The sequence below is a fragment of the Pseudoalteromonas luteoviolacea NCIMB 1942 genome, assembly GCF_001625595.1.
Taxonomy (GTDB): Bacteria; Pseudomonadota; Gammaproteobacteria; order Enterobacterales; family Alteromonadaceae; genus Pseudoalteromonas; species Pseudoalteromonas luteoviolacea_A.
On the sequence record NZ_AUXT01000029.1, the window covers coordinates 1 to 22,943 of the forward strand.

The window sequence follows — 22,943 nt, forward strand, 5'->3', positions numbered from 1 at the left end:
CCTTTTTTATTATTTAATACTGTTACGCGACTTGTTCTGTCACATCTACAATTTCAATAAGCTTTTCATTCAATATTTTCTTTGTGCAATTACAACACTTGCCGCACTGAGTCCCTACTCCAAGCTCCTTACTTAGATCTCTCATGGATCTTGCTCCATCATCGATTGCTTGTGCGATTTTTTTGTCAGTAACTCCGTGACAAATACAAATATACATGAATGAAAACCAATCTCAATTACATCAACTGATACTAAGTTTAATCTAAACAAAAATAGTTATCAACAAGCATAATCATAAAAATGAGAATAATTACTAATAGCATTGATCAATAAGGAGTTTTATTTTTCCTTCAGTACTTAATCGCCATCGACTTTCGCAATAAAGCAATACTACTTTTTATCGTCTCCAGTTTTATTTTTACTATTCCAGCTTTTAAGGCACGAGTATAACGCTTTGGATTCAATTGGCTTTGCTACAAAATCATCCATGCCGGCTCTGAGGCATTTTTCTTTATCTTCCGCAAAAGCATTTGCCGTTATTGCAATAATATAAGGGTGCCCATAAACATCCGGGTTTTGGCGAATAGTGCGTGTACACTCAAATCCATCCATATTCGGCATTTGACAATCCATTAAAATAATATCGAAGTCCTGCCCCTCTAGAGCTTGAAGCGCTTCAATGCCATCCATTGCTTTTGAGATAAGACCACCGGTTTTCTCTAAAAACTGAGTCGCTACAATCTGATTAATAGGATTATCCTCAACCAATAATAGTTTCATATTTTCAAGGTTCGGAATCTCCGCACTAATCGATTTTTGTTTTGGTACTTCACCCAGCTCTGCTGGGATCTCAACTATAAACTCGCTGCCAACGTTTTCTGTAGAGTGAAAGGTCAACTGCCCACCCATTAATGCAATTAAACGTTTACAAATCGTCAAACCCAACCCTGTGCCACCATACTTTCTTGTCGTAGATAAGTCGGCTTGAGTGAACTCATCAAATAAATCTTTTTGAGCACTTTTTGCAATACCAATCCCTGTATCTTTGACCTTGAGTCTAAGGGAGCCTTGACTGTAATCCACCGTAAAGTCTATTTTCCCTTGTTCGGTAAATTTTCCAGCATTGCTTAGTAGGTTATTTATGACCTGACTAAGTCTAAGATCATCGAATACTAAAACTGTGGGCACTTGCTCATCTAACGCATGATTAAACTCAACGTTACGCTTAGATAAAGACTTCTCGAACGCAGTCGAGATGGCGGTAACAAAATCGGATACATCCGTGTCTTGCATAGTAAGCACCAATGCACCCGCCTCTATTTTTGAGTAGTCTAAGATATCGTTAAGAATCAATAGCAATTTATGTGCAGATTGATGAATAATATCAAGTTGCGTTTTGGAGCCTGAATCGAATTCATTGTTAATTAACTCTTCAGACATACCTATAATGCCATTTAGAGGTGTACGAATTTCATGACTCATATTTGCTAAAAACTGACTTTTAGCAGAGCTGGCTTTATTCGCTTGCTCCAAAGCTTTGATGAGTTCTTCAGTTTTTTCACTGACCTCAAGCTCCAGATGCTCATTAAAATCCTTTAATTTTCGGTTGAGCTGTGCATTTTCCTCGTTTGCGCTGTTTAATTTTGCGAAACTCGTTGATAACTTAAACGCCAATTGGGAAAATTGTTGCTGCAAAGTAATGACCTCTAAACAACTTCCCTCTGGGGTGTTACTAACTCCAGACATTTTTTCACTGGGATCGAATGAGTTAATACTATGGCTTAAATCAACTATCGGCTTAGTAAATACCCTCGTCATTCGATTCACTAAAAAACTGCTTATAGCAATTATGAACAATGCTAAAACAAAAGACTGTATCCAAGCCGAAGCGACGGCCAAATTTACGTGCTTACGCTCTATTAGGCTTATAACCCGCCAATTAAAAATGTCCGATTGCACGCTTTGGCGATAGTACACATCTCGGTTATTACTAATATAAACTTGGTCTGTGGACTCAGTAAGTGCAATAAGCTGTTCATTAGCAACATTATCCAGAATGTTAAAATCAGATTTCAAAGAGCTAAAGACGATATTGTTTTCATGATCTACAATTAACAGATGCCCTTTTTGAGCAAGTACTTTAGGAATAAACTGCTCAAATGACTCAAAAAATAAAGAACTCTCTACTATCCCTTGAAACTCTCCATCTTCATATAGTGGGGCTGACACAGCTACGACTGGGTCATTACCAAACCCCCTGCCTTGAAATATGCCAGACACATAACCGTTGGGGTAATAAGGCGCTTGAATAAAATACTCTCTGTCAGCAACTGAAGGAACCTCACCCACAAGGCTTATTTTCAAAGCATTGGGATAAAAATGGGTCACATACGCACTTTGGTCCGCAACAATTGCTGTTCTGAAGTTCGGATAAGTATCAACGAGGCGATTTATAACCTGTTGTTTATCTACACCAGACTGTATATCTTGCGCAGCAATATTGATTGCCCTGCGATAGCTTTCAAGATAATCATCAATTTGTTTCAAAGCACTCACCGAGGCATCATGTAGTTGAGCGGTGACTTCGAATTCTATGCGCTTGTAATGACTGTTTGTCAAAACGATTGTTGTGATAAGCACAACCAATATGATTAGATGGCTAATCATATAGTTTAAGATCTGGTATAGAGACTTCGCTTGCCAAACACGTTTAAATAGAAAAAGCGAGGTTAGATCGACAATGGCCAAATATACCGCAGCATTTATCATATATTTTGCAAGAGCGGTGAAAATAACTAAGAGGGTGAGCCCTAAAACAAACTTGCCCATGATAAATAAAATAGGAATGCCAAAGAGCACCCAAAACCCTAAACCTCTTATGAATAGGGGCTTATTAGCGCGTATACAAAAAACTTGCAACCACAAAATTTCGATAAGAAATACGACTGAAGGTAAGCAATGCCCCCAGCGGTACAACAAAAAAATTGCACCGATCCCAACAGCGAGAACGGCATATTGCCACCCTAATGCTAATAAGCAAAGAATGACAAACAGCTGCCCAAACAGGAACTCTGAGCTATCTAAAAACCAAATTGGCAGTAGGTTGGCAATGCCCCCTAAAACGCCCAAAAAGAGCGCAATAACCAGTTTTGGTAACTTTGAAATGTGATTTAGCAATACCAGCTCCTTTTATATTCTATTAAAAAATAAAGGAAAGCTGGGTATTTGCCAAGTTTAATGGTGGGGACAATCGTGACTTTCTATTTGCAAAACGCACTTTTCGACTGAAAAAAGCTGTTTTAGCCTTGCTTCGACTTGATAACGACAGGCATCGTCGTGCATTTCAATTGTGCAATGATGCTTTAAAACAATGTGTGCACCTACCATCAAAGTGCTTTCGGTATTTGAGACCGTGACATTGTGTACACTTTCGACATGCTCAGTATTTACAATAGCTTGCTCTACTCTTTCGACGGCTGGCAATGTATTGTTCTTATCAAACAATCCAACAATACAGGTCTTTATTACCTTCAAACCAGTAAACAACACAAAGCAAGATATCAACATGCTAGACAGCACGTCGATAATATTCCACCCAGTCAAATGAATTAAAATACCAGCTATAAAGGTCGACACTGTTGAAAGTAAATCAAAGAACGAGTGCAAAAAAACTGCATATACGTTGATACTGTCTTTACGGCCTTTATACAAAACCCATGCGGCTAAACCATGAAATAAAAATCCGACACCTGCAACCGTAGACATGACAAATGTATTGACCTCATGAACATGCCCTTGAGTATGAAGTTCAATTCTTTCTGTCGCTTCTAGGAGGATTATGATTGCGATGGATAGATACAGTACGCCATTCAACAGACCACCTGTATACTCAGCTTTTTTATACCCTTCATTGAAGTTTTTAGCCAGTTTTACCGCTACAGTTGACGCAATCAACGCAATAAATAAAGAACTATTGTGCACAAACAAGTGCCCAGCATCTGCTAAAACAGCCAGTGAGTTAGCGTAATGCGCCGCTACCACTTGGATTAGCATGAATGTACATGTTAAGGCAAGCGCAATGAGTAAGCGCTTACGAGAAGCCTCATGAGTTGTAAGATCGGTCATTCGAAACTTGGGAAACCTTTGTAACTAATAATTAGAGGGTACTAATAATAAAAAGACGGCAATTGTAACCCTATTTTTTATCAGACGCATCAAAAATCATAATATTTAGCAAATAAATAAGCAATTTACCCCTGTTAGCCAAATCTATGAATTACCTACCAATGTAGAATCTGGATTTAGCCGACTTTCAGCCGAATACAAGCGTTGCTCAAAATATCTAAGTTGTTCATAACTAAACATGGACTGCGTGTAGCGCATAACCTCTAACGGTACTTCTTTACTGGTGAAGCAATTGAAGGGTTTACCTAGGAAAAAGTCCGTTTGCTCATCAAATACAACTAAGTATCTCACCCCACTTTTGGCACCTATACATCCAGCCAAATTCGATACGCGTAACTTGGCTGCATTTACAGGGTTCAAAAAGAAGTTAGAAGACCCTTCTTGAATGACATTCCACATCTCACCTTGAATGTCTGCTTCAATGACACCTGTTTGAGGGCAGTAAACAATAGCAAATACTCCAAAGGGAGACAACACAACGCCATCGATATCCAGCTCCTCCAATAATGGGCTCATACTGCGATACAGGACAATATACTTTTTGTTATCTAATTTGCTTGTTAATGATTTATACGTTTCCTTGAATGTGCGCTTACGCACGATATGCGTTGCTTGCTTGGGGCGAAGCAAAAACTTCAAAAGCTCAATAGAGACATAGCCAGCAATAATCACACTAAGCCACATGGTAAAACGTCCAAAATACCCTCTATCGGGTTCTTCGTATATAATATCTAGTGCTTTATCATCGTCATCAGCTTCTGATATTGAATCAACACGCGGGTTTTGAGTTTCCTCTACAGAAGAGCCCAATTCCTCACCTTGCGTACCTTTTTGTTGTAGCGGAGGTTGAACAGTGTTCTTTTTTTGCGTTGCTTCTTTTCGAAGTAGAAGCTCAAAAGCTTCTCGTTGCTGTGCCACTTGTTCGGCGCATTTTACCGCACTAGCAAAGTCTTGCTCACCATGGTGACAAATCATTGGCTTTTGGAAAAACCTCTGCCACCTTTTACGGGTAGCTTCGTCCATAAAAGTGGATATGCCAAAAGAACGGTTTGCATTGTTGTCTACTTGAGAAATTATTTGGCTGCTTGCTCGGGGTGACTGGCAGTATGTTTGGAGGCGTTCGAGCAATCTCCTTAAACGAGCATCTTCGCCTTCTTTTAACGCATTGTTTTGACGCAAAAACTGTAGCTCAGCAGCAAAACGTGCACACTGCCTTTGGTCAAGCTGCTCTATATTCGCAGCAACACTACTTGAAAATATGATAAAAAACAAAATCCATCTGTTCATCGTCTCTTACCTAACTGTAAAATGGTACCAAGCTTATGAACTATGCCTATTTAGTTGCAAGCATATTTAATGCCCACTCCTCTAATAATCCATCGCTACTCAATGTTACGAGCTTTTCCCTACTTGGCGCATACATATCAACTATGGTCGCACCTGCATTAAGCGTATTAATTTGCCAAGTACCAAGTTCGTTGCCACTTTTAGTATCCCATATGGTAAGGTGCGACTTTGAAGATGACGTTGCTAAATACGCACTTTGCTCGATAAAAAGTGCTTTACGAAAAACTTTAAACCTAGCCATATACTTTAGTTCGCTTTTATTCGCACCATCTAAAAGCGATGCGATCACCTGATTATCCAATGCGTCTGACACAAAAAACTCAGAAAAATCACGCCTTACTGCCAGACTGGTAACACGATGGTTAAATTCTTTTGTAAACAAGGGCTCTGGCGAGCCAAACTGCCAAAGCGCCAACTTGCCGTCCTGAGCCGCTGTCATCACCATTTCACCTTTATCATCCCACTGGACATGCATAACTGGTCGCGAATGAGGTGCAAACTGGTTGTTTACTTGGGTATGTAAGTTAGCCATGTTTACCGTACCGTCGGACATGGCTACAACAATCTTATCCATTGTTGGCGCCAACGCGACCGAGGTGATATGCGCATAACCCGATACACCACTAAAGATTACCTTCGTCACTAGTTTTTGCTTTGGCAACGACCAAAATTGAAGCTGGTTGTCTCCTACAACAATTAGCATAGTATTGTCCTGAGACAGCACGACTTCTCGAACTAATTCAGGCATTTTCTCTTGGGGTACTGAAAATTCGGATGTTCGGCTATTCGTTTCCCATACATGTAGCGAATTAGTGCTGTCGACAGTCACCATTTTACTGCCGTCGGCTGAAAAGTGGCCGATTAAAACACCATTATTGCCTAATTTGTCTAGGGTTCCTTTGCTCAATGCAACGTCTTGGTCACACCCACCCAACAACACAGAGGCAATAATTACAATCAGTCTAAACAACATGGCTTTAGTCACTCTAAATCTGCGGCAAGATAAACCGACTGGTGATAGTATAGTCTTTTAAGCGATTGTACAGGTTAATCTTGCAATTTGTTCGTGCGTTTGTCATCACACGAAAGGTGAGCTGAAACAGCAAGGTTCAGGCCACTAATGCTGTTTGCTCGCTAAAGTATTGATATCCCAAAACTCAACAATTCCGTCACTGCTCAAAGTTGTCAGAATGTTGCCTTTACTAAAGTGCATATCCAAAATCATAGCGGTCGATGTTGCCGCCTCAATAGCAAACGCGTCAATTTCTCGGCCATTATTTGCATCCCATAGAGTCCACCAGTATTTGCTCGAACCTGTTGCCAAATACTCTCCATTTGGGCTTAATGCTGCGGCACGAAACCAACGAAACCGCTCGCGATAAACCAACTTAATGGGCTCACTCACATTCGAAAATGGCCTCAGCAATAACTGTTCGTTCAATGCATCTGATACGAATAAAGTTTCGTTTCTCTGTCCTGTCGCTGCGCTGGTCACTCGCTTGTGTAAGGAGTAGCTATATTTTAGTGACAATGAATCTATGTGTGACAATTTAACTTGACCGTCATGTCCAGCAGTCATTACTAATTGTCTGTACTCTCCTAACTCCAAATGGCTGATCCGAGCATCATGTAGCTTGACTTGTTTTGTTAGACTGTTTTCAAAATCGATTAAATTTAATGTGCCGTCAGTCATTCCTACGAGCACAAACATTGGGTTTGCATAAATGGCAACTTGGGATATCTTGGCAAACTTTGAGTGTCCTACCACTGTAAACTGACCTACTAATGAATTCTTATCCAAATCCCAAACGCTTAACTGCGTATCAAAGCTAACCAAAAGTAGTTTATTATCTTGCGACAAAGAGATACCACTTACTTTTGTTTGCTTGTTCAACTTAAATTGGTGTTTGACCTCAGCGGTACGCACATCAGATACCGTCACCAAACCTCCATTTAAAAATGCAACAGAAGTTGCATCACTTGAAATGACGCCAAGATCAATGGGGGCTTGTGATAGGAGGTTAAATTCATTCTGGGGATCCCTTTTAGCTTTAGAGCACCCCAAAAGCGTGATATACAGTACGATAGTAACCAAAACGATTATTTGTTTATTCACTAATTTCACTCTTTGCCTGTTTAAGTCCATACACCACTTAACATTTAGATCCATAAAACTGTACTTAGTTCACTTACAAGTGCCATGCCAGTTCAAGTTAAATTTGAGGGTATAATTTTACCCTTCTCACAAAGACAACCTAGTCTAAAAGTACTATACTAGTACTTATATAGAACGTCAGACCTTTCGATTAAAAATCAGTATATTAGCAATATTGAAAGTGAAGGTCTTGAGTGAAGTCAGTGGTAAGAGGTGGATATGTGTAGTGCACCGAGAGTCAGGCAGCCTTCACGGGGCAAACCCATGGATTATCAAAGCTCAATGAATGAAACTTTAAGCGCTGAAAAACGTACCGCTTTTGCTAAAAAAGCGAATGCCGCATACGAGCGGCGACACCCAAATGAGGAATATGAAGTGTCATCTAAAAAGAACAAAACCGAAAAAAAAACCAAGGCTATCGTGCATCGAGTAGAACTCATACTGCTAATAGTGGTAATCGCGGCAATAGGTATACGAGTACTGTTTATGACTGATTAACTTTGAAAACGCATAGCTTCACCCGTCAATTTATAGCACCCTTCTTGTCGATACTTGGCTCTTTTTGCCGCTAAAAAGTTTCCATTTTTAATACAAACAACTTCAATAATTTGCAATTCCCCCTTGCACGCCATTAACGCTATAGTATAACATAATATTAATTTGTTACTTTATAACATCTCCAAAGCAGCTGTCTTGTAAGGAAACGCGCAAACCTGCTGAACATTACTCTAATAATTGAAAGTAAAAATGAAACACACATATAAATTACTCTCTGTTGCGGTAGCAACGGCGCTACTTACAGCTTGTGGTGACACAAAAACCACAATCATTGAACACGAGCCTGTTGTTGAAGAAGTTAAGAAAGATGAAGGCAACGATCATAACCATGATAACGACCACGATCATGGTACGGTAAGTTCTGAAGGCCGTTTATTGGTTACTTCTACTGATTCAAACTCAATCCACATCTTAGATTTGGAGCACAAAGAAGTTGCGGGTGAGCTAGCCAGCACGAATTTCCCTAAGTATGTCTATACGACTGAAAATAGCCGCTATGCGGTACTTGTTCAGTCTGACAATAGTCGTGTTGAGTTTATAGATGGTGGCATATGGGAAGAAGACCACGGCGACCATATGCACCCGTACGAAGAAGCGCCTAAATTGAGTAATGTTTCATTTGATCTGGCAAAACCAGCTCATGTAACTAATGGTGAACACAACACAGCAATCTTTTTCGATGGTGAAGCTGGTAGTACAAATGCACAAGTTGCCGTTTTCTCGGAAGCATACTTAAACGGCGATGCTTCAAAGCTTGCTGAAATTGAGTACAACACCAATATGCACGGTGCAGCTCAGGCTCGAGGCGAGTTTACGCTTAGCACAATTCGCGATGCCGACGCAGAGAGCGTATTACCTGACAAAATCGGGCTTTTCCATAAGCATGACGATCATTTTGACCAAGAAAAAGTATTTGAAGAAACGTGCCCAGCTTTACATGGCAGCGCGCAAAACCATGAGCACATCAGTTTTGCATGTGGCGATGGTGTTGTCGTAATCACAGAAGAAAACGGCGAGTTTACCGCTAGCAAAATAGCAAACCCTGAAAGCTTCGCAGAAGGCCAGCGTATAGGCACTTTGAGAGGCCATGAAGACAGCCATCAGTTTATCGGTATTGCCGGAACCGAGTTAGTTGTTATTGACCCTGAACATAACGAAATCGAAAAAGTTGAGTGGACGATTACGCAAGGGCACCGCATTGCAGGCGGAGACTTCAACTACGACGGGTCTCACGCAGCCATTTTAGACTCAGCTGGTGTATTGACCATTTTTGAACAACACACAGAAAATGACGAGCACCACTGGGAAGTAGCACACTCGGTAAAAGTACATGAACATGAGTTAGACGCACTACCTGAAGGTGCATCATTCAGACTTACTTTCTCTAAAGCTGAAAACACAGTATTTGTAGTCGACGCGACAGCAAAACACGTTTTAGGTTATGACCTTGAAAGTGCTGAATTGAAAGTAGAAATTGAACTAGATTTCACACCAGACAGCGCTGTTTGGTTAGGTATTGAAAAAGGAGGCGAGCACGCACACTAATACTCCCGAGTATCACGTGTATGTCTCTTGATTGTGAGCCAAAGTGCCTTTTTTAAGGCACTTTTTTCATTTATAGCGTTTCTTTTTATACTCACAGATTAGGTGAGTTGCAACAGCTTATCAGCTTATAAAAGCGACTTACTACTCCATTTGTCCAACCAAACCCTTGCTGAACGATATACTCTCCTCCCATTGCAATTTTGCTAGGTTCAACAACGTTATACTTTTCAAGTAAACATCCAGTATGCGTAAAGTTTTCCTCAACCGTGTCTATCCACTTTTGAGCAACCTCACTTGCCTCTGCGTTAAAGCCATAATTTAGCAGTCCCTTAATACCAAACCATTGCAATGGTGCCCAGCCATTTGGACTGTCCCATTGCTGCGCAGTACTACTTAACGTGGTAACTAACCCTCCAGGCTTCGCAAATTTCGACATCAGGCGCTCAGTCATACCTTGCGCTTTGCTATTGTCTGTCAGTTGAAAAAACATTGGCGTAAAACCAGCCATGGAATCGACAATGGTCTGCCGCTGCTGAGTAAGATCATAGTCATAGTACCAATTCGATTTAGGCTGCCACATATAGTGCTCAATTAGACAAGTTCTGCTTGTTGCTTTACTTTGAAAGGAGTCTCTTGAAGATTTCACTCCCAACGCATCATAGCAACGGGATAGCTGGCGTTCCAAAAAGTACATCAACCCATTCAGATCTACAGGCACAATTGCTGTCGTTTTGATTGAGCTTAAATCATCTGCATTTTCGAGCCATCGACTACTGAAATCCCAGCCCGATTCACAAGCAGCTCGAATATTTCGATAAAAGCTCAGCTTTTGCTCTTCACCTAACGCGTTTGCATCCGAGATATCTTCTTTGTAAGACTCAGGCCTTGGTGCAGCTTCATCGTCCCAATAACGGTTAAGTATGCCACCACATGGCATTTTAACTACTCGACGATACGCGTTTTTATCAGTAAGGTGAGAATCACTACCAGACATCCAAAACTCATACTCTCGTGCAAGGGCTTTGGTTACGGTAGTTAACCATACTTGATCTGCTCTCTTCGCATCCCACAGCAAGTCAACCATCAATGCGGTCACCGGCGGCTGAGAACGTGTCGCGTAGTAGCTTCTATTACCATTTGGCACATGGCCTAACTTCTCTATTAAAAAACAGAAATTTGCGAGCATATTCTGTACAAGATCATCACGACCAACGTCCATCAGACCCAAAGCTGTGAAGTAACTATCCCAATAATAAATCTCATTGAAACGGCCTCCAGGCACAATATAACGCTCTGGCAGCGCTAACAAAGAACTTGAGTCTTGTGTTTCAGGCTCTCGAAGTAATCTCTCCCACAGCAGATCAATATACTCAGAGACATTGTGTAAATCAGGTAAGGCCTCAAGTTCGGGCTGAGGTCTAAACTTGAAATGTGATTGAACAAAAGTCTTTAAATTTTGCGGCTGCTCAATGTCGTACAGATCACACACTTTTTGCCAGCTAAATATCGGTATGGCATCTGCAAACGTCTTACTATCGGTATAAATACCGCTTAATTGCACATCTTTGAAAAGCTTGCTGTGCTCAAACTTCATGATACTTCCTCGACTATACTACTGACGAGCACGCTACTTGCTGAGCACGCTTTTTAAATAAAAATAGGGTTAGAACAATAATACCCATTGGAATTAACGACATATAAAAGGCGTGTTGGCCACTCATATATTCAAAAACAAACCCTGTTATAAGCGAACCTGTTGTGCCGCCAAGGGCTGAAAACACCACGATCAGGCCAGTCATCGCTGCATGTCTGTGCTTTTCTAAGCTACTTAACATAATCGAATTAATCACCGGGTAAATAGGTGCCATCAATAATCCAATTAAAGGCATTAAGTAGGCGGCAATCGGTGCGTCGAATACGCTATTGACAGGTACAGACGGTAAATTTTTTGTCAGAGGTAATGTCAATAGTACCAACGTAGCCATGCCCGCAATGCACACATTTAAAAATAGATACCAATCAATCTTTTTAAGTATTTGGCCAGCCATCAGACGTCCCAGAGCCAAGCTTGCAGCAAAGATACTGCTTAGTTGTACACTGACATCCACAGGTAAATTAAGGACTTGATTGTTGAATGTTGGTAGCCACGTCCCTACGCCCTGCTCTATCAAAACGTATAAAAACGCGCTGATAACAAAAACCAAAACTAGTGGCTGATATGTTAGGCGCAACATATCGATAAAGTCATTTTTTGGACTATGCTCAGGTTTAAGTTTTGGTTTTTCAATTTGGACGCTGGATACAAGTAAAAATGTGAGTAGAGAAAGGCCAGCCAATAGGTAATAGACATTTAGCCAATTATTCGAGGAAATATCGTCACTTAAAAATGCAGCAAACACCCAGTAGCCACTGAGTACCCCTACCATGAAAACGCCTTCAATTGTGTTGAGCAAACTAGAATGCGACTTTGCAGAGTCTGTGACCTGACCAATCAGCGCATAAACAGACACTTTTACAATGGCAAACGCACACCCAACAGCCGCAAACAGTGCTTTTAGCGCCCAAAAACTGCCAGCGATAGGTGTGACCAAACACATTACGATCACCAGAGATAATGCTATCAGCAGAGCTACTTTATAACCTATCCGAGGAATAAATGACGCGACAACAAACGACACAATAGCAATCGGAATATCTTTGAACCCTTCTAAACTAGCTGCTTGCGCTTTGGTTACACCAAAAGTATTGATCGCTTGCAAAATTACTGTGCCAACACTGTTGAGCAATATTGCAAATAAGAAATAACTGACCGCCATGGCCATAATGATTCGCATGTTCTGCATTACATGACTCATAAATACGCTAGATTTATTTCAGTCTAGCGCTCAAAAAAGCACAATGCAAACGTTTGCAATTTTAATTTTATGTTACCACTGATTTTGAGTTGCACATATGCGCTTCATTACTTGCGAAGCGCATATGTGCTTTTGGTTCTTAACTTGATTGGCGCTCAACCAATGAGATAGCCACCTGACTTGAGCTAACCTCTTCCCCAGCTAATTGGGCCAGTAGCTTTTCCACCAATAGTTCTCCCGCCTTTTTTGTATCTTGCTTAATGGTTGTTAACGACGGAAAACTGACATCAGCCATGGCAATATCGTCAAAGCCTACTATACGCACGTCATTGGGAATACTTACATAACGCTCTTTAAGCGCCTTCATGGCCCCCAAAGCAACCATATCACTACAAGCGCAAATACCATCAAAATCAAGCCCATCACTGCGAAGTTTTCTATTTATACTGTCGTATGCTGCCTGACTTGTTATGTCTATTTTTAGGAGCTGAGCTTGTTCGGCTAAGCCAGCTTGCGCTATGACATAACTAAAGCCCTTGTAACGTTCGCCAAGTTCGGCGTGTTCGGGTTCTCCTAAAAACAAAGGTTTTTTACAGCCTTTATCGAGTAGGTGTTGAGTCGCCACTTTGCCACCTAAAAAGTTATCGCTGCCCACAATAACATAGTCAGCTTCGGTCTTTGGATCACCCCAAACGACAAGCGGCATACCGGCTTCTGACGCTCTATCTATGCGGGCTTGTTGCTTACCTTGTCCAACCACAATAACACCGTCGGCTCGTCGTCCATCTATGAAGTACCCATACCAATCTTCGCCCGCCATATATGAGTTTGACAGCAATAACTCATAACCTTGGCGATTAACAGCAAGATTTATATCGCTCACCACTTTAAGTAAGAATGGGTCATCTATTGATTGCTCTGTTTCAGCGTCAAGATTAATTAGCACCGCAATGACTTTGGTTTTTTGTAACCTAAGTCGGCTCGCAGCGGCATTTAAACTAAAATTATGCATTTTAGCTAATTGCTGAATGCGCTCTCGCGTTTCTTGCTTGATAAGGGGGTTATCATTAAGCGCCCGAGATGCAGTAGAGGTAGACACCCCTGCTAACTTTGCTAAATCGGCTAACTTTAGTTTCTTTTGCGGCATTACACATCCATTACATCTTGAAAAATAAAGGCTTAATTAAAACTGTTATGTGAAGGCTAAAGGTTTTCGAGTAAGAAAATATGCGTATCTAACGGTTCAATTGGCGTTGTTTATTTTCTTACTATATTTCAGTCTCGTCTATCAGTTTCTTAACTCTTTGTTTTTAAAATACCTTAGTTCTTAATCATAGGTAAAAAATCTAGCGGCTCCTACTAAATTAGGTAAATGCGAGGTAAAAAAATATCTCCACACACTATTGCAAACGTTTGCATTAAGTTCTATTTTAGAATAACGCCCAGTGCAAACCAAACAAAATTATACACAGTGAACTTAAATTTAAGTCGCTTTGTAACGTGGCGAAAAGCAATGCTGACTTAACGTCAGCCATTATGACAACACATGAAACAACCAAGGGAGCAGCTCCTGTGAACTTAGGCAAGAAGTATTCTGCACTTACAGCAGCAGTTTTATCTGCGCTCGCATTTTCTAATGCAGTAAGTGCTGAACAAAATAAAAAAACTGACGAAAAAGTAGAAACAATCATCATCTCTGGTACGCCAGGGGGTATGGGGGTCCGTAAGGTCGATGCGGCTTATGCTGTAACAAATGTAGACGAATCACTCATTGAACGTCTCGCACCTAAAAGCACCGCAGATCTATTCAAGGCCATACCAGGTGTTTGGGTAGAAAGCTCTGGTGGTGAGTCTGGTGCAAATATCAATGTACGAGGATTCACCTCTAGCGGCGATGCTCCTTTTTTGACTGTTAGTCTAGATGGTTCACCTGTATACCCTGCTCCTACACTATCATTTTTAGAAAACTCATCAATTTTCCGTATTGATGAGACCATCTCAATGATGGAGGGCTTACGCGGCGGCCCCAACCCTGTGCTATCTAATGGCCAACCGGGTTTGACAACTAACTTTCGTTTAAAACGTGGTCAGGAAGATACCGAAGGGACTTTTAAATATACAACGTCAGATTACGGCTTACAGCGAGTAGATGGCGTGCTTAGTGGTGAGCTAAGCGACGACTTGTATTACATGGTAGGCGGCTACATCAAGCGCTCTTCTGGGATCCGCGATGCAGGTTTTACTTCTGAAAGAGGCCACCAATTTACAGTCAAGCTCACTAAAGAACTAGAAAACGGCGAAATTAACGTATATACACGTCAAACTGACGACACAGGTGCATGGTACTTACCAACACCTTTGAACGAGCAAGGTGTAGATGCAGAATTCACACAGTTAGGTTCATTAAATAGACAAGCGACTATTTATGCTGGTAACGGAAAAGCTGACATCGATTTGGGCGAAGGTCGTGGCTGGAAAGGCCATGTTTCGGGCGGTAGTATCTCGTTTGAACTGGGTAACGACTGGCACTTTATAGATAGATTTAGCCTAACCCAAGGTGACGCAAATACATATGGCTTAGTACCGGGTGGCAATGTCGTTAATCTAGCTGACGTCGCAGATAACGGCACAAGCGCAATCGGCGCGGCCACCGGAACTGTTTATGGCGCAACCACGCGAGTTCAAGATTATGGTCGATGGGTAGTGCTGAAAGATATCGAAGCATTTACCAATGACTTGGCATTTAGTAAGGATTTCGGAAAAATAAGCAGTGCATTTGGTATGTATACGGCTACGACCTCAGCGAAAGACTGGTGGAGTTTGGGCAATTCAGCTTACCATGTACTTGCCCAAGGTGGCGAAATGCTCACTGGTATTGCGTGTAACGATTCAATCGAGGGCTGTGGTTTTAATTATGATATAAATAGCTCAGGTGATGCAGCAACGGTAGCGTTTTATACTACGCAAAGCTACAAAGCAACAGATGCACTTACATTAGATCTTGGGCTTCGTAGCGAACGCCATGAAGTAGATTATTCAGTCGACGAAGGTCTGGACGGTAAGATCACTAAAACCGTCGACTACAGTGCAAGAAAAACATCTTGGACTATCGGTGCAGATTATAAGCTAAATGACATTAGCGGTGTTTTTGTTCGCTTCAATAAAGGCTTTAAGATGCCTTACTTCGACGACTTTAGGGACAATTACGACACCTACACAGGTGGCGATCAATTGATCAAAGAAGTGTTGCAAAGTGAGATTGGTTATAAGTACATGGGCGAAAACATGGATTTCTTTGCGACATTCTTTGCAAATGAAGTCAAAGGCGAGTCTTTTTCTACGCGCCCTGACCTACCAGCACAACGTTTCACAACTGAAGCTCATGGTATTGAGTTAGACTTTAACTACAATCATGATTCAGGTTTTAGCGTCAATCTAAATGGTACCTTACAAAACAGTGAAATTGCAGAGAGCCCTGATAGTACTCTAACAGGTAATAAATCTCAGCGTATTCCTGATTGGCAGTTAAGGATCACGCCAAGTTATGAGTTTGAATTGGGCGATATGTTCGCGACAGTTTACGGCACAATTTCAGCTGTAGATTCACGTTATAGCGATATTCAAAATACTCCAAGCGCAGTGCTAGATGGCTATGAAAAGGTGGATATTGGTTTAATGCTTGAACCAATGGAGCAGGTTCAACTGCAACTAGCGATAGACAATCTAACTGACGAGCGTGGCCTTACAGAGGGCGACCCTCGTAACCCAGCAGCTGCAAATGGCCGATACATTTTGCCTCGCAGCATTAAATTTAGTGTCGCTTATAGCTTCTAATTAATCCAAATTTACACAAAGTACACACTTCGTGTTACCAGAAAACTAACACCAAAGCCTAGCAGGATCACCTTTAATACTGGGCTTTTTTCACCCTTCATTCTACACTTTAATTTAATTATCTCTGCACGTAATAACCGTATTTCGACATTTAATTCATAACACAATATATGCTCAAAATATGTCGGAAGCTTGGGAGTTTCATTATGAACATTGAAGAAATCCGAAAAGGCGAGTGGCTAGAATATCATGAACACCCTGTTGAAGTTTTGTCTGTAGACAGGCAGCACAGCATGGTCACGGTTTGGGATGAAAAAAACCAGAGTAGAGTTGATTTACACGTTGATGAACTAACAGCCGATCCACAATGCCATTGTGACTCATATTTATACTATTAGCGTCGCCATAGCAGTGAAAACCCAAAGTGCCTAAAGCACTCTGGGTTAACATCGTTTAGAGTGACTTTAACTGCCACTGTGCGTTAGTGTTGTGTGCTTTTCCAGATCGCGTCAGATGTATTTGGCTCGTAGACGGATTTGCCCAAACATATTGTTCCCAATAGGTGTTTTTCAAGTTTACTGCGCTACCCTGTTGCTGTAAGTAAAAAGCGGCTTGGTTTGGCGAAGTCCAAAGTTTTGCATCGCCACTTGAAGTGCTTTTATAACTCAAAAATAATTCCGCACTATCCCTTGTACGGAAGTAGGCAGTATTTGTCCCTGTCTCGACTTTGACAAAAGCCAATGGTGATCGGTCACTAATAACTAGTGCCTGGTTTTTGATTGTGTTTCCACTATCACTGATTGCATGACCGTTTAACATGCTCGTAATGTGCACAGCTTCGCCAGTGTCCGCTTTGAGCTGGCTAGGTTGCCAATCTGCTGGGGGAGTTTTCCATGTTAGAGACTTCCATTTCCAATTATAAGGCATATTGATAAGTGGATCGTTGACATCAGAATACCCTTCTTCAGCTTCTACATTATACAAACAGTGTCTACGCTCTTCTTCTAATTGCGCAACTCGTGCTAACTGATCAGTTGTACCTACATTTAACTCCTCCATGCATTGGACAAGTGTTTTACCCTTGCCCGACTCACCCGGTGCAAGTACATAGGTATGATCTCGTTTAGCTTCGTCTGCATACCAAGCCAACATTGCTTGCTCGTCAAATGATAGCCAGTTGTGTACTAATTGCTGTGCTTCAGCCTGCGCTTTTACACGGCGCTCTTCTTCAGGAAGGGCCATAGTGCGAATAAATGCAGCCCAAAGATCTTTACTTGCCTCTAATGAAACAAGTGCAACTGGTTTTATATTACTCGGTTTGTAAGCTTGCCATCCAGTGTCGCCTCGAGATTCAGGTTTCCAAATCACATCTCCACTTTGATAATTCAAAGCTTCTTTAGTGTCATGGGTATGCTGTTCAGCACCTTCTGAACAAAGGTATGCTTTCACCTGCCAGATTTTTTCATAATTATCAGCAGGTAATCTTACTGTATGTTCTGGGCTGAATGAGTCTTGGAATAAATGAACTGCACGACCAAACAAGAAGTAATTATGATCTACTTCAACAGCTTGCGCATAACCCCCGCCATCCCAAACTTTGATTTTTTTAGCCTCGGCTGTGGCTGCGTTAACAAAGTGATTGATAAACCTAGCTTGCGCTCTTTTCGCAGCATTTACACCACCTATACCGCCAATGTCGTCATATCGGCGCATAAAGTGATCTTGTTGAAGGTCAGCCGGCTCTTGTGCAACGGCATTAAAGCAATTGGGTCCCGTTGGGTCCGTGCTTGCATTAGTTACATTAAACCCTGCAATGTCCACCCACCTTTCGCCAACTATTGCAGCATAAATCGCATCATACTCAGACCAATATGTCCCATCTTCATTTGTGTTAGATAAGATTTTGGTCACTTCAGCTTGCGCTGCATTTAATTCAACAGCTTTGGCAAGACCACTGCTCCAGCCTAGTCTAGGATCACTACTATCCGATACCTTTGTGTCTTGTCCCATTACTTCAAGCGCTGATGTACGCGTCAACCACTCATGACCTATTGGCATGATCCCAGCGCCGCCTAATTGTGTAAACGCGGTAGCCGAAGAACTGATGGTCATTGTCGCTAAAATGCTGCATAGATATTTGATTTTCATAATTACTCCTTTTAAAACGGAGCAATTCTTACATAAAAATTAATAAAAATCACATTTTGTTGAATTATTTATTACATATGCGTTATAAAATAACATTTATAATTCACGTATAAGCCAAATTAAGATTGAAAAAATACTAAAGTACTTACTTTAAACATAGTTCAACAGCCCTTTCAGCGTGCACCGTAGTGGTGTCGTAAAGTGGCAGTGTTGTATCTCCTTTATTAACAAGTAACGCAATTTCCGTGCATCCTAAAATCACAGCCTGAGCACCTTGCACAGCAAGTCGATCAATGATTTCGATATAAGCTTGTTTCGAATTAGCTCGTATTTTGCCGACACATAACTCATTATAAATAACGTCATGAACAGTATTTTTATCTGACGAGTCAGGGACCAGTACATCTATACCGTACAAGTCTCTAAGTCGATTTTTATAAAATGGCTGCTCCATGGTGAATTTAGTGCCAAGTAAACCTACTTTATTGACCCCATTTTTTTGTAACTGCTCTCCCACCGCGTCAGCAATGTGTACTAGCGGCACTTTTACGTGAGAGGCGACTTCATCGAAAACTAAGTGCATGGTATTAGTTCCAATAAGAATAAAATCAGCACCTGCATGCTCTAAGTCTTGTGCCTCTTTTCCAAGTATTTGTGCCATTCTCTGCCACTCACCTTGCACTTGTAGCTCGGCTATGGGCGCAAAGTCGACACTTTTCAAAGCAAGTTTGGCTGAATGCAGGCCGCCTAAACGCTGTTTAACCCCTTCATTTATGTAGCGATAGTAATTTGCAGTAGACTCCCAACTCATTCCACCAATTAGACCAATTGTTTTCATCTCTATCTCCTTTGTTATGCGTTCTAATAATAGTTAGTTTGGGTGCATTCCAAATTTGCTAAGAAAGACCTTATGAAAACCCCAACTAAAATGGAACAGCAAAAATCAAGAAAAGTACTGGTCTTGCTTGCAGGTTAGATCCTGTTTGGGTTTTTATAAACATACTCTAAACAGCCCATATAGGAATCAAACCGCTTCCCATACAGGCCCAATGAAATATGCTATCGCAATGACTTAGAAAGAATATCTATACATTAATGCAGACTGCTCAAAATCCTTTCCTTGGAAATATTCCAAACTAACACTTGATGCACCAAAATGCGCTTTAAGCCCACCTCCATATCGAGCTCCACTGCGCTTTGACACGTCTGTTGCATCATAATTTTCATAGCCTAACTGCGCAAAAGCCGAAAAGTACTTGTTGAGGCTATGCTCGTACTCCGTATAAAGCCTCGCTAGATCAAAATCTGTGGTGCGATTATCCAGCTTAATATCCAGCTTGCCCATATTGGCTGCAATAGAGAATCGTCCATTTTGTGCTTCATGTATGATGTAACCGATTTCGAAAATATTCTCATCAAACTCGACTTCTGTTTCCCTAAGAAAGATACTTAATGTGTCTTTCTGTCTTTTATAGTTAAAACCAACAAAAATACCATTATCGAACTCGTAACCAGCCCCAGCTTTATAACCTGTCGCATCATATTCAGTATCGTCTAGCTCAGTTTGAGAGTAACCAATTTCTAAATATGTTTTATTTAAATTGGCCGCCTCAACATTGAGGCCAAACATTGCCAGCATAGCGAGTACTAATTTTTTCTTCATAACTTTTCTCCAAATAGTTTATGAAGAAAATCTTAGCGATTTTCAGTTTTTTAGTCCGTAATAAAGCATTACTGAACGCATTAAAATTTGGCCAAAATCATTCAACTATCAGACAATCCATTTACATTCATTTACGTAAAGTACTCACCTAAAAGCTGCAAACCACCTTCAAAAAGATTTTATAAACAACAAATACAACAACTTAAATACAACAACTTAAATACAACAACCAATGATGGCCGTGAACTTAGCCACTTGCACAGATTAATGTCTTTGTGATTTGAGTCTTTTTAATTTGTATTTTTCACAGCCTAATATTCGTACACAAGCTCATTTGGTGCCCATTCACAATGACTCATTCATACTTTTGTAATTTTACGAAATTTCACTTAAAGCCCTACTCATATAAAATTCGCAAATAGATTTTTTTTGAAACTAGATTATACGCTTTATTTATCAACTTAAAAAAATTATTCAGATTGGTTTTATATAAAGCATGGCTTCAAATTTATTTGGAAGTGACTATTACTCAACACAGCGCACACTATGAATCGCCCCGAGTTCATCGGAGACTAGTTTGTTTAAGTCAGGCTACTTTACCGACTCTCTTAAATTATCATAAAAATCAGTTTCATATTGAGCAGGTGAAACATAACCAATTGAAGAGAGTAAGCGTTGATTATTAAACTAATTTTCCCACTCTAGGGTACCGTATTCGACGGCATCAACATTTTTCCATGGACCATTCCTGCGGATAATCTCTGTTTTAAATAGCCCGTTTATCGTTTCAGCCATCGCATTATCATACGAGTCCCCAACACTACCCACAGATGCTGTTATCCCAGATTCCATAAGGCGTTCAGTGTATTTGATTGAGAGATATTGGCTTCCTCTATCACTTTGATGGATAAGGCCCTGCGTGTCACCTCGATGCCAAATTGCTTGCTCTAATGCATCTAGAATAAGTTCTGCATGCATTGTGGTTGAAACACACCAGCCGACGATATATCGCGAGAACACGTCTATGACGAATGCCACATAAACAAACCCACTCCAAGTGGCTACATAAGTGATATCTGCAACCCAGAGTTAATTTGGTTGCTCAGCAGAAATCAGAATGGGAAAGTCACAAATTTATTACTTAAATTAGGCTCTTTGACCACTATTGAAATATCCAGTTTTTGATGGGTTTTAAATAGAAATGACAAGAGCAAGGAAGGCATTAATAAACTAGTCGTCGACATCTTATTATCACGGTGTGTACGCCGTGCTTTTTTGTGTGGAGAAGACAAATATTCAGGAAAAACTTTGACCATAGACGTACACGGTAGTTGAGTGCATGAAGCTACTTAGTGAAGTGTTTGCGATAGAAATCGCGGCGTATGCCATTATGAGCAATCATTATCACTTAGCTGTTAAAATGAACAGACAACAAGCTATTGAGCCGCTGCCTTACTGGCATCAAAACAATGTCGTCCTGATCGGTGATGCCGTACATGCATCACTGCCAACTTCAGGTCAAGGTGCCAGTCAGGCTCCGGAGGATGTGTGGTATTTAACCAACTTGCTCCGTCAGCATGAATCAATACCCGAGGCACTAAGCCACTTTTTCAGACTCGAATAAACAAAACCACTACAGCAAAAACAATAGACCGGTATTTGGCTAAGCTATGTTTCTCTGATATGCCTCAACAGCCATTAAAAATGGACCCCACACAATTAAGCACTCTTTGGATGCAAGGTCTAGCCACGCCTAATATTCACTCGTAACTGCTATTGAGCAATGTTATTTACAATACTTTCCATTCTGGAAAGTATTAACTTGCCAAATTGGAAAGTGTAGGCTAAATTTTAGTTTCCATAGTGGAAAGTAAGGACAGCGAACAATGAAAAATACACAAAATAACATCACAGAATTAGATAAAGACGCAGCAACGAAAGCGCTTGCAAGTATTCAAACAACACAGCAAGAAACCATTGAACATAGCCGCCCACCGATGTGGCTAAGTGCTATCACAGGTTTAAGTTATGGCGCGATTGTCGCGGGATATGGCTTAATGCGTCACGAAAATCAATGGGCTCTAATGATGATCATCGGCGGGGCCGTCTTTGCGTTTTCTGTCGCAATTTATTTATATCGCTGTCATTTATTGGGCGTAAAGCCTGTCATACTCCCCCGCTCCAATGCCAGCAAAAGACTAAATATTTATAGCGCAATATTTTTTGCAGTGATTATCGTTGTCAGTCGTGAGCTCACTTTATTTACTGACATAAATGTTATTCCTTGGGTATGCGGCCTAATGTGCGGTGGAATGCTTGTTTGGTTACAACGAAAGTATCCGACAGGTGAAGTTGTAAATGTGGAGAGTACAAATGAGTGAGCTAGATCCCATTATCCATGCGCCAAATCGCTTACAGATCTGCGCCATGCTTGCAACCAGCGCAGAGCTCGACTTTAAACTGATTAAATTGCAGCTAGATGTCAGCGACTCTGTACTATCAAAACAGCTGAAAGTATTAGAAGAGGCCGAATATATTGTTACTTCAAAACGTAGCAACCAAGGCAGGCCCTGTACTTGGATATCTCTTACAGAATTTGGCAGAGCAGCATTTAATGCCCATGTAACGGCGTTAAAAAAAATCATAGAGTAAT

The 22,943-nt window shown here is 41.0% G+C and carries 19 protein-coding genes and 1 pseudogene; 7 read left to right on the forward strand and 13 right to left on the reverse strand.

Annotation, left to right across the window (positions count from 1 at the left end):
- Positions 1-22 precede the first annotated feature (22 nt).
- The 6 genes from N482_RS02950 to N482_RS02975 form a co-directional block, all read right to left on the reverse strand.
- Positions 23-217 (reverse strand): (2Fe-2S)-binding protein, encoded by a 195-nt coding sequence (locus tag N482_RS02950; protein ID WP_063375669.1) that lies wholly within the window; start codon positions 215-217, stop codon positions 23-25.
- Between the two features lie 173 nt (positions 218-390).
- Positions 391-3,177 carry an ATP-binding protein gene (locus N482_RS02955; protein WP_081227687.1) on the reverse strand — a complete coding sequence of 929 codons (2,787 nt, stop codon included), beginning with the start codon at positions 3,175-3,177 and terminating at the stop codon, positions 391-393.
- 57 nt (positions 3,178-3,234) lie between these two features.
- Positions 3,235-4,125 (reverse strand): cation diffusion facilitator family transporter, encoded by an 891-nt coding sequence (locus N482_RS02960; RefSeq protein ID WP_063375670.1) that lies wholly within the window; start codon positions 4,123-4,125, stop codon positions 3,235-3,237.
- 144 nt (positions 4,126-4,269) lie between these two features.
- Complete coding sequence (locus tag N482_RS02965) at positions 4,270-5,472, reverse strand: hypothetical protein (RefSeq protein ID WP_063375671.1); 1,203 nt, start codon at positions 5,470-5,472, stop codon at positions 4,270-4,272.
- A 46-nt stretch (positions 5,473-5,518) separates the two neighbouring features.
- On the reverse strand, positions 5,519-6,505 hold the full coding sequence (locus tag N482_RS02970; RefSeq protein WP_231100775.1) for a hypothetical protein: 987 nt from the start codon (positions 6,503-6,505) through the stop codon (positions 5,519-5,521).
- Positions 6,506-6,649: 144 nt separating this feature from the next.
- Positions 6,650-7,648 carry a hypothetical protein gene (locus N482_RS02975; RefSeq protein ID WP_155730454.1) on the reverse strand — a complete coding sequence of 333 codons (999 nt, stop codon included), beginning with the start codon at positions 7,646-7,648 and terminating at the stop codon, positions 6,650-6,652.
- A gap of 303 nt (positions 7,649-7,951) precedes the next feature.
- On the opposite strand from N482_RS02975, the gene N482_RS02980 reads away from it, so the two are divergent.
- Together N482_RS02980 and N482_RS02985 are read left to right on the forward strand one after the other, a co-directional pair.
- A complete protein-coding gene (locus N482_RS02980) occupies positions 7,952-8,185 on the forward strand; it encodes a hypothetical protein (RefSeq protein ID WP_155730455.1) in 234 nt (77 codons plus the stop codon).
- A gap of 249 nt (positions 8,186-8,434) precedes the next feature.
- Positions 8,435-9,790 carry a hypothetical protein gene (locus N482_RS02985; protein WP_063375674.1) on the forward strand — a complete coding sequence of 452 codons (1,356 nt, stop codon included), beginning with the start codon at positions 8,435-8,437 and terminating at the stop codon, positions 9,788-9,790.
- Positions 9,791-9,881: 91 nt separating this feature from the next.
- Here N482_RS02985 and N482_RS02990 read toward each other — a convergent pair whose 3' ends face one another.
- The 3 genes from N482_RS02990 to N482_RS03000 form a co-directional block, all read right to left on the reverse strand.
- Positions 9,882-11,384 carry a trehalase family glycosidase gene (locus N482_RS02990; RefSeq protein WP_063375675.1) on the reverse strand — a complete coding sequence of 501 codons (1,503 nt, stop codon included), beginning with the start codon at positions 11,382-11,384 and terminating at the stop codon, positions 9,882-9,884.
- Positions 11,385-11,397: 13 nt separating this feature from the next.
- Positions 11,398-12,633, reverse strand: coding sequence for an MFS transporter (locus tag N482_RS02995; RefSeq protein ID WP_063375676.1), 1,236 nt, complete (start codon positions 12,631-12,633; stop codon positions 11,398-11,400).
- 151 nt (positions 12,634-12,784) lie between these two features.
- On the reverse strand, positions 12,785-13,792 hold the full coding sequence (locus N482_RS03000; RefSeq protein ID WP_063375677.1) for a LacI family DNA-binding transcriptional regulator: 1,008 nt from the start codon (positions 13,790-13,792) through the stop codon (positions 12,785-12,787).
- Between the two features lie 425 nt (positions 13,793-14,217).
- On the opposite strand from N482_RS03000, the gene N482_RS03005 reads away from it, so the two are divergent.
- The gene (locus N482_RS03005; protein WP_063375695.1) at positions 14,218-16,479 is read left to right on the forward strand and encodes a TonB-dependent receptor; all 2,262 of its coding nucleotides are present in this window, start codon (positions 14,218-14,220) and stop codon (positions 16,477-16,479) included.
- Between the two features lie 206 nt (positions 16,480-16,685).
- Entirely contained in the window at positions 16,686-16,877 is a 192-nt protein-coding gene (locus N482_RS03010; RefSeq protein WP_063375678.1) for a hypothetical protein, read from the forward strand.
- Between the two features lie 55 nt (positions 16,878-16,932).
- On the opposite strand, the gene N482_RS03015 is transcribed toward N482_RS03010, so the two are convergent.
- The 4 genes and pseudogenes from N482_RS03015 to N482_RS03030 form a co-directional block, all read right to left on the reverse strand.
- The gene (locus N482_RS03015) at positions 16,933-18,627 is read right to left on the reverse strand and encodes a hypothetical protein (RefSeq protein ID WP_063375679.1); all 1,695 of its coding nucleotides are present in this window, start codon (positions 18,625-18,627) and stop codon (positions 16,933-16,935) included.
- 145 nt (positions 18,628-18,772) lie between these two features.
- On the reverse strand, positions 18,773-19,465 hold the full coding sequence (locus N482_RS03020; RefSeq protein WP_063375680.1) for an aspartate/glutamate racemase family protein: 693 nt from the start codon (positions 19,463-19,465) through the stop codon (positions 18,773-18,775).
- A gap of 234 nt (positions 19,466-19,699) precedes the next feature.
- Positions 19,700-20,290 carry a hypothetical protein gene (locus N482_RS03025; protein WP_063375681.1) on the reverse strand — a complete coding sequence of 197 codons (591 nt, stop codon included), beginning with the start codon at positions 20,288-20,290 and terminating at the stop codon, positions 19,700-19,702.
- Between the two features lie 591 nt (positions 20,291-20,881).
- Positions 20,882-21,379 (reverse strand): annotated as a pseudogene (locus tag N482_RS03030) (IS3 family transposase); the annotation flags it as partial.
- A 250-nt stretch (positions 21,380-21,629) separates the two neighbouring features.
- Between N482_RS03030 and N482_RS25420 the strand changes: the two are divergent.
- From N482_RS25420 to N482_RS03045, 3 genes are all read left to right on the forward strand, one after another.
- The gene (locus N482_RS25420; RefSeq protein ID WP_063375682.1) at positions 21,630-21,914 is read left to right on the forward strand and encodes an FAD-dependent monooxygenase; all 285 of its coding nucleotides are present in this window, start codon (positions 21,630-21,632) and stop codon (positions 21,912-21,914) included.
- A 262-nt stretch (positions 21,915-22,176) separates the two neighbouring features.
- Entirely contained in the window at positions 22,177-22,671 is a 495-nt protein-coding gene (locus N482_RS03040; RefSeq protein ID WP_063375683.1) for a hypothetical protein, read from the forward strand.
- Complete coding sequence (locus N482_RS03045; protein ID WP_063375684.1) at positions 22,664-22,942, forward strand: transcriptional regulator; 279 nt, start codon at positions 22,664-22,666, stop codon at positions 22,940-22,942. The genes N482_RS03040 and N482_RS03045 overlap by 8 nt, the downstream gene beginning before the upstream one ends.
- Position 22,943: the final 1 nt, after the last annotated feature.

Coding starts and splice junctions, on each gene's coding strand:
- N482_RS03020 (WP_063375680.1), bottom strand. CDS start 19,465: ATGAAAACAATTGGTCTAATTGGTGGAATGAGTTGGGAGTCTACTGCA.
- N482_RS03045 (WP_063375684.1), top strand. CDS start 22,664: ATGAGTGAGCTAGATCCCATTATCCATGCGCCAAATCGCTTACAGATC.
- N482_RS03040 (WP_063375683.1), top strand. CDS start 22,177: ATGAAAAATACACAAAATAACATCACAGAATTAGATAAAGACGCAGCA.
- N482_RS02970 (WP_231100775.1), bottom strand. CDS start 6,505: ATGTTGTTTAGACTGATTGTAATTATTGCCTCTGTGTTGTTGGGTGGG.
- N482_RS02960 (WP_063375670.1), bottom strand. CDS start 4,125: ATGACCGATCTTACAACTCATGAGGCTTCTCGTAAGCGCTTACTCATT.
- N482_RS03015 (WP_063375679.1), bottom strand. CDS start 18,627: ATGAAAATCAAATATCTATGCAGCATTTTAGCGACAATGACCATCAGT.
- N482_RS02965 (WP_063375671.1), bottom strand. CDS start 5,472: ATGAACAGATGGATTTTGTTTTTTATCATATTTTCAAGTAGTGTTGCT.
- N482_RS25420 (WP_063375682.1), top strand. CDS start 21,630: ATGAAGCTACTTAGTGAAGTGTTTGCGATAGAAATCGCGGCGTATGCC.
- N482_RS02995 (WP_063375676.1), bottom strand. CDS start 12,633: ATGCAGAACATGCGAATCATTATGGCCATGGCGGTCAGTTATTTCTTA.
- N482_RS02990 (WP_063375675.1), bottom strand. CDS start 11,384: ATGAAGTTTGAGCACAGCAAGCTTTTCAAAGATGTGCAATTAAGCGGT.
- N482_RS02950 (WP_063375669.1), bottom strand. CDS start 217: ATGTATATTTGTATTTGTCACGGAGTTACTGACAAAAAAATCGCACAA.
- N482_RS03025 (WP_063375681.1), bottom strand. CDS start 20,290: ATGAAGAAAAAATTAGTACTCGCTATGCTGGCAATGTTTGGCCTCAAT.
- N482_RS02985 (WP_063375674.1), top strand. CDS start 8,435: ATGAAACACACATATAAATTACTCTCTGTTGCGGTAGCAACGGCGCTA.
- N482_RS02980 (WP_155730455.1), top strand. CDS start 7,952: ATGGATTATCAAAGCTCAATGAATGAAACTTTAAGCGCTGAAAAACGT.
- N482_RS03000 (WP_063375677.1), bottom strand. CDS start 13,792: ATGCCGCAAAAGAAACTAAAGTTAGCCGATTTAGCAAAGTTAGCAGGG.
- N482_RS03010 (WP_063375678.1), top strand. CDS start 16,686: ATGAACATTGAAGAAATCCGAAAAGGCGAGTGGCTAGAATATCATGAA.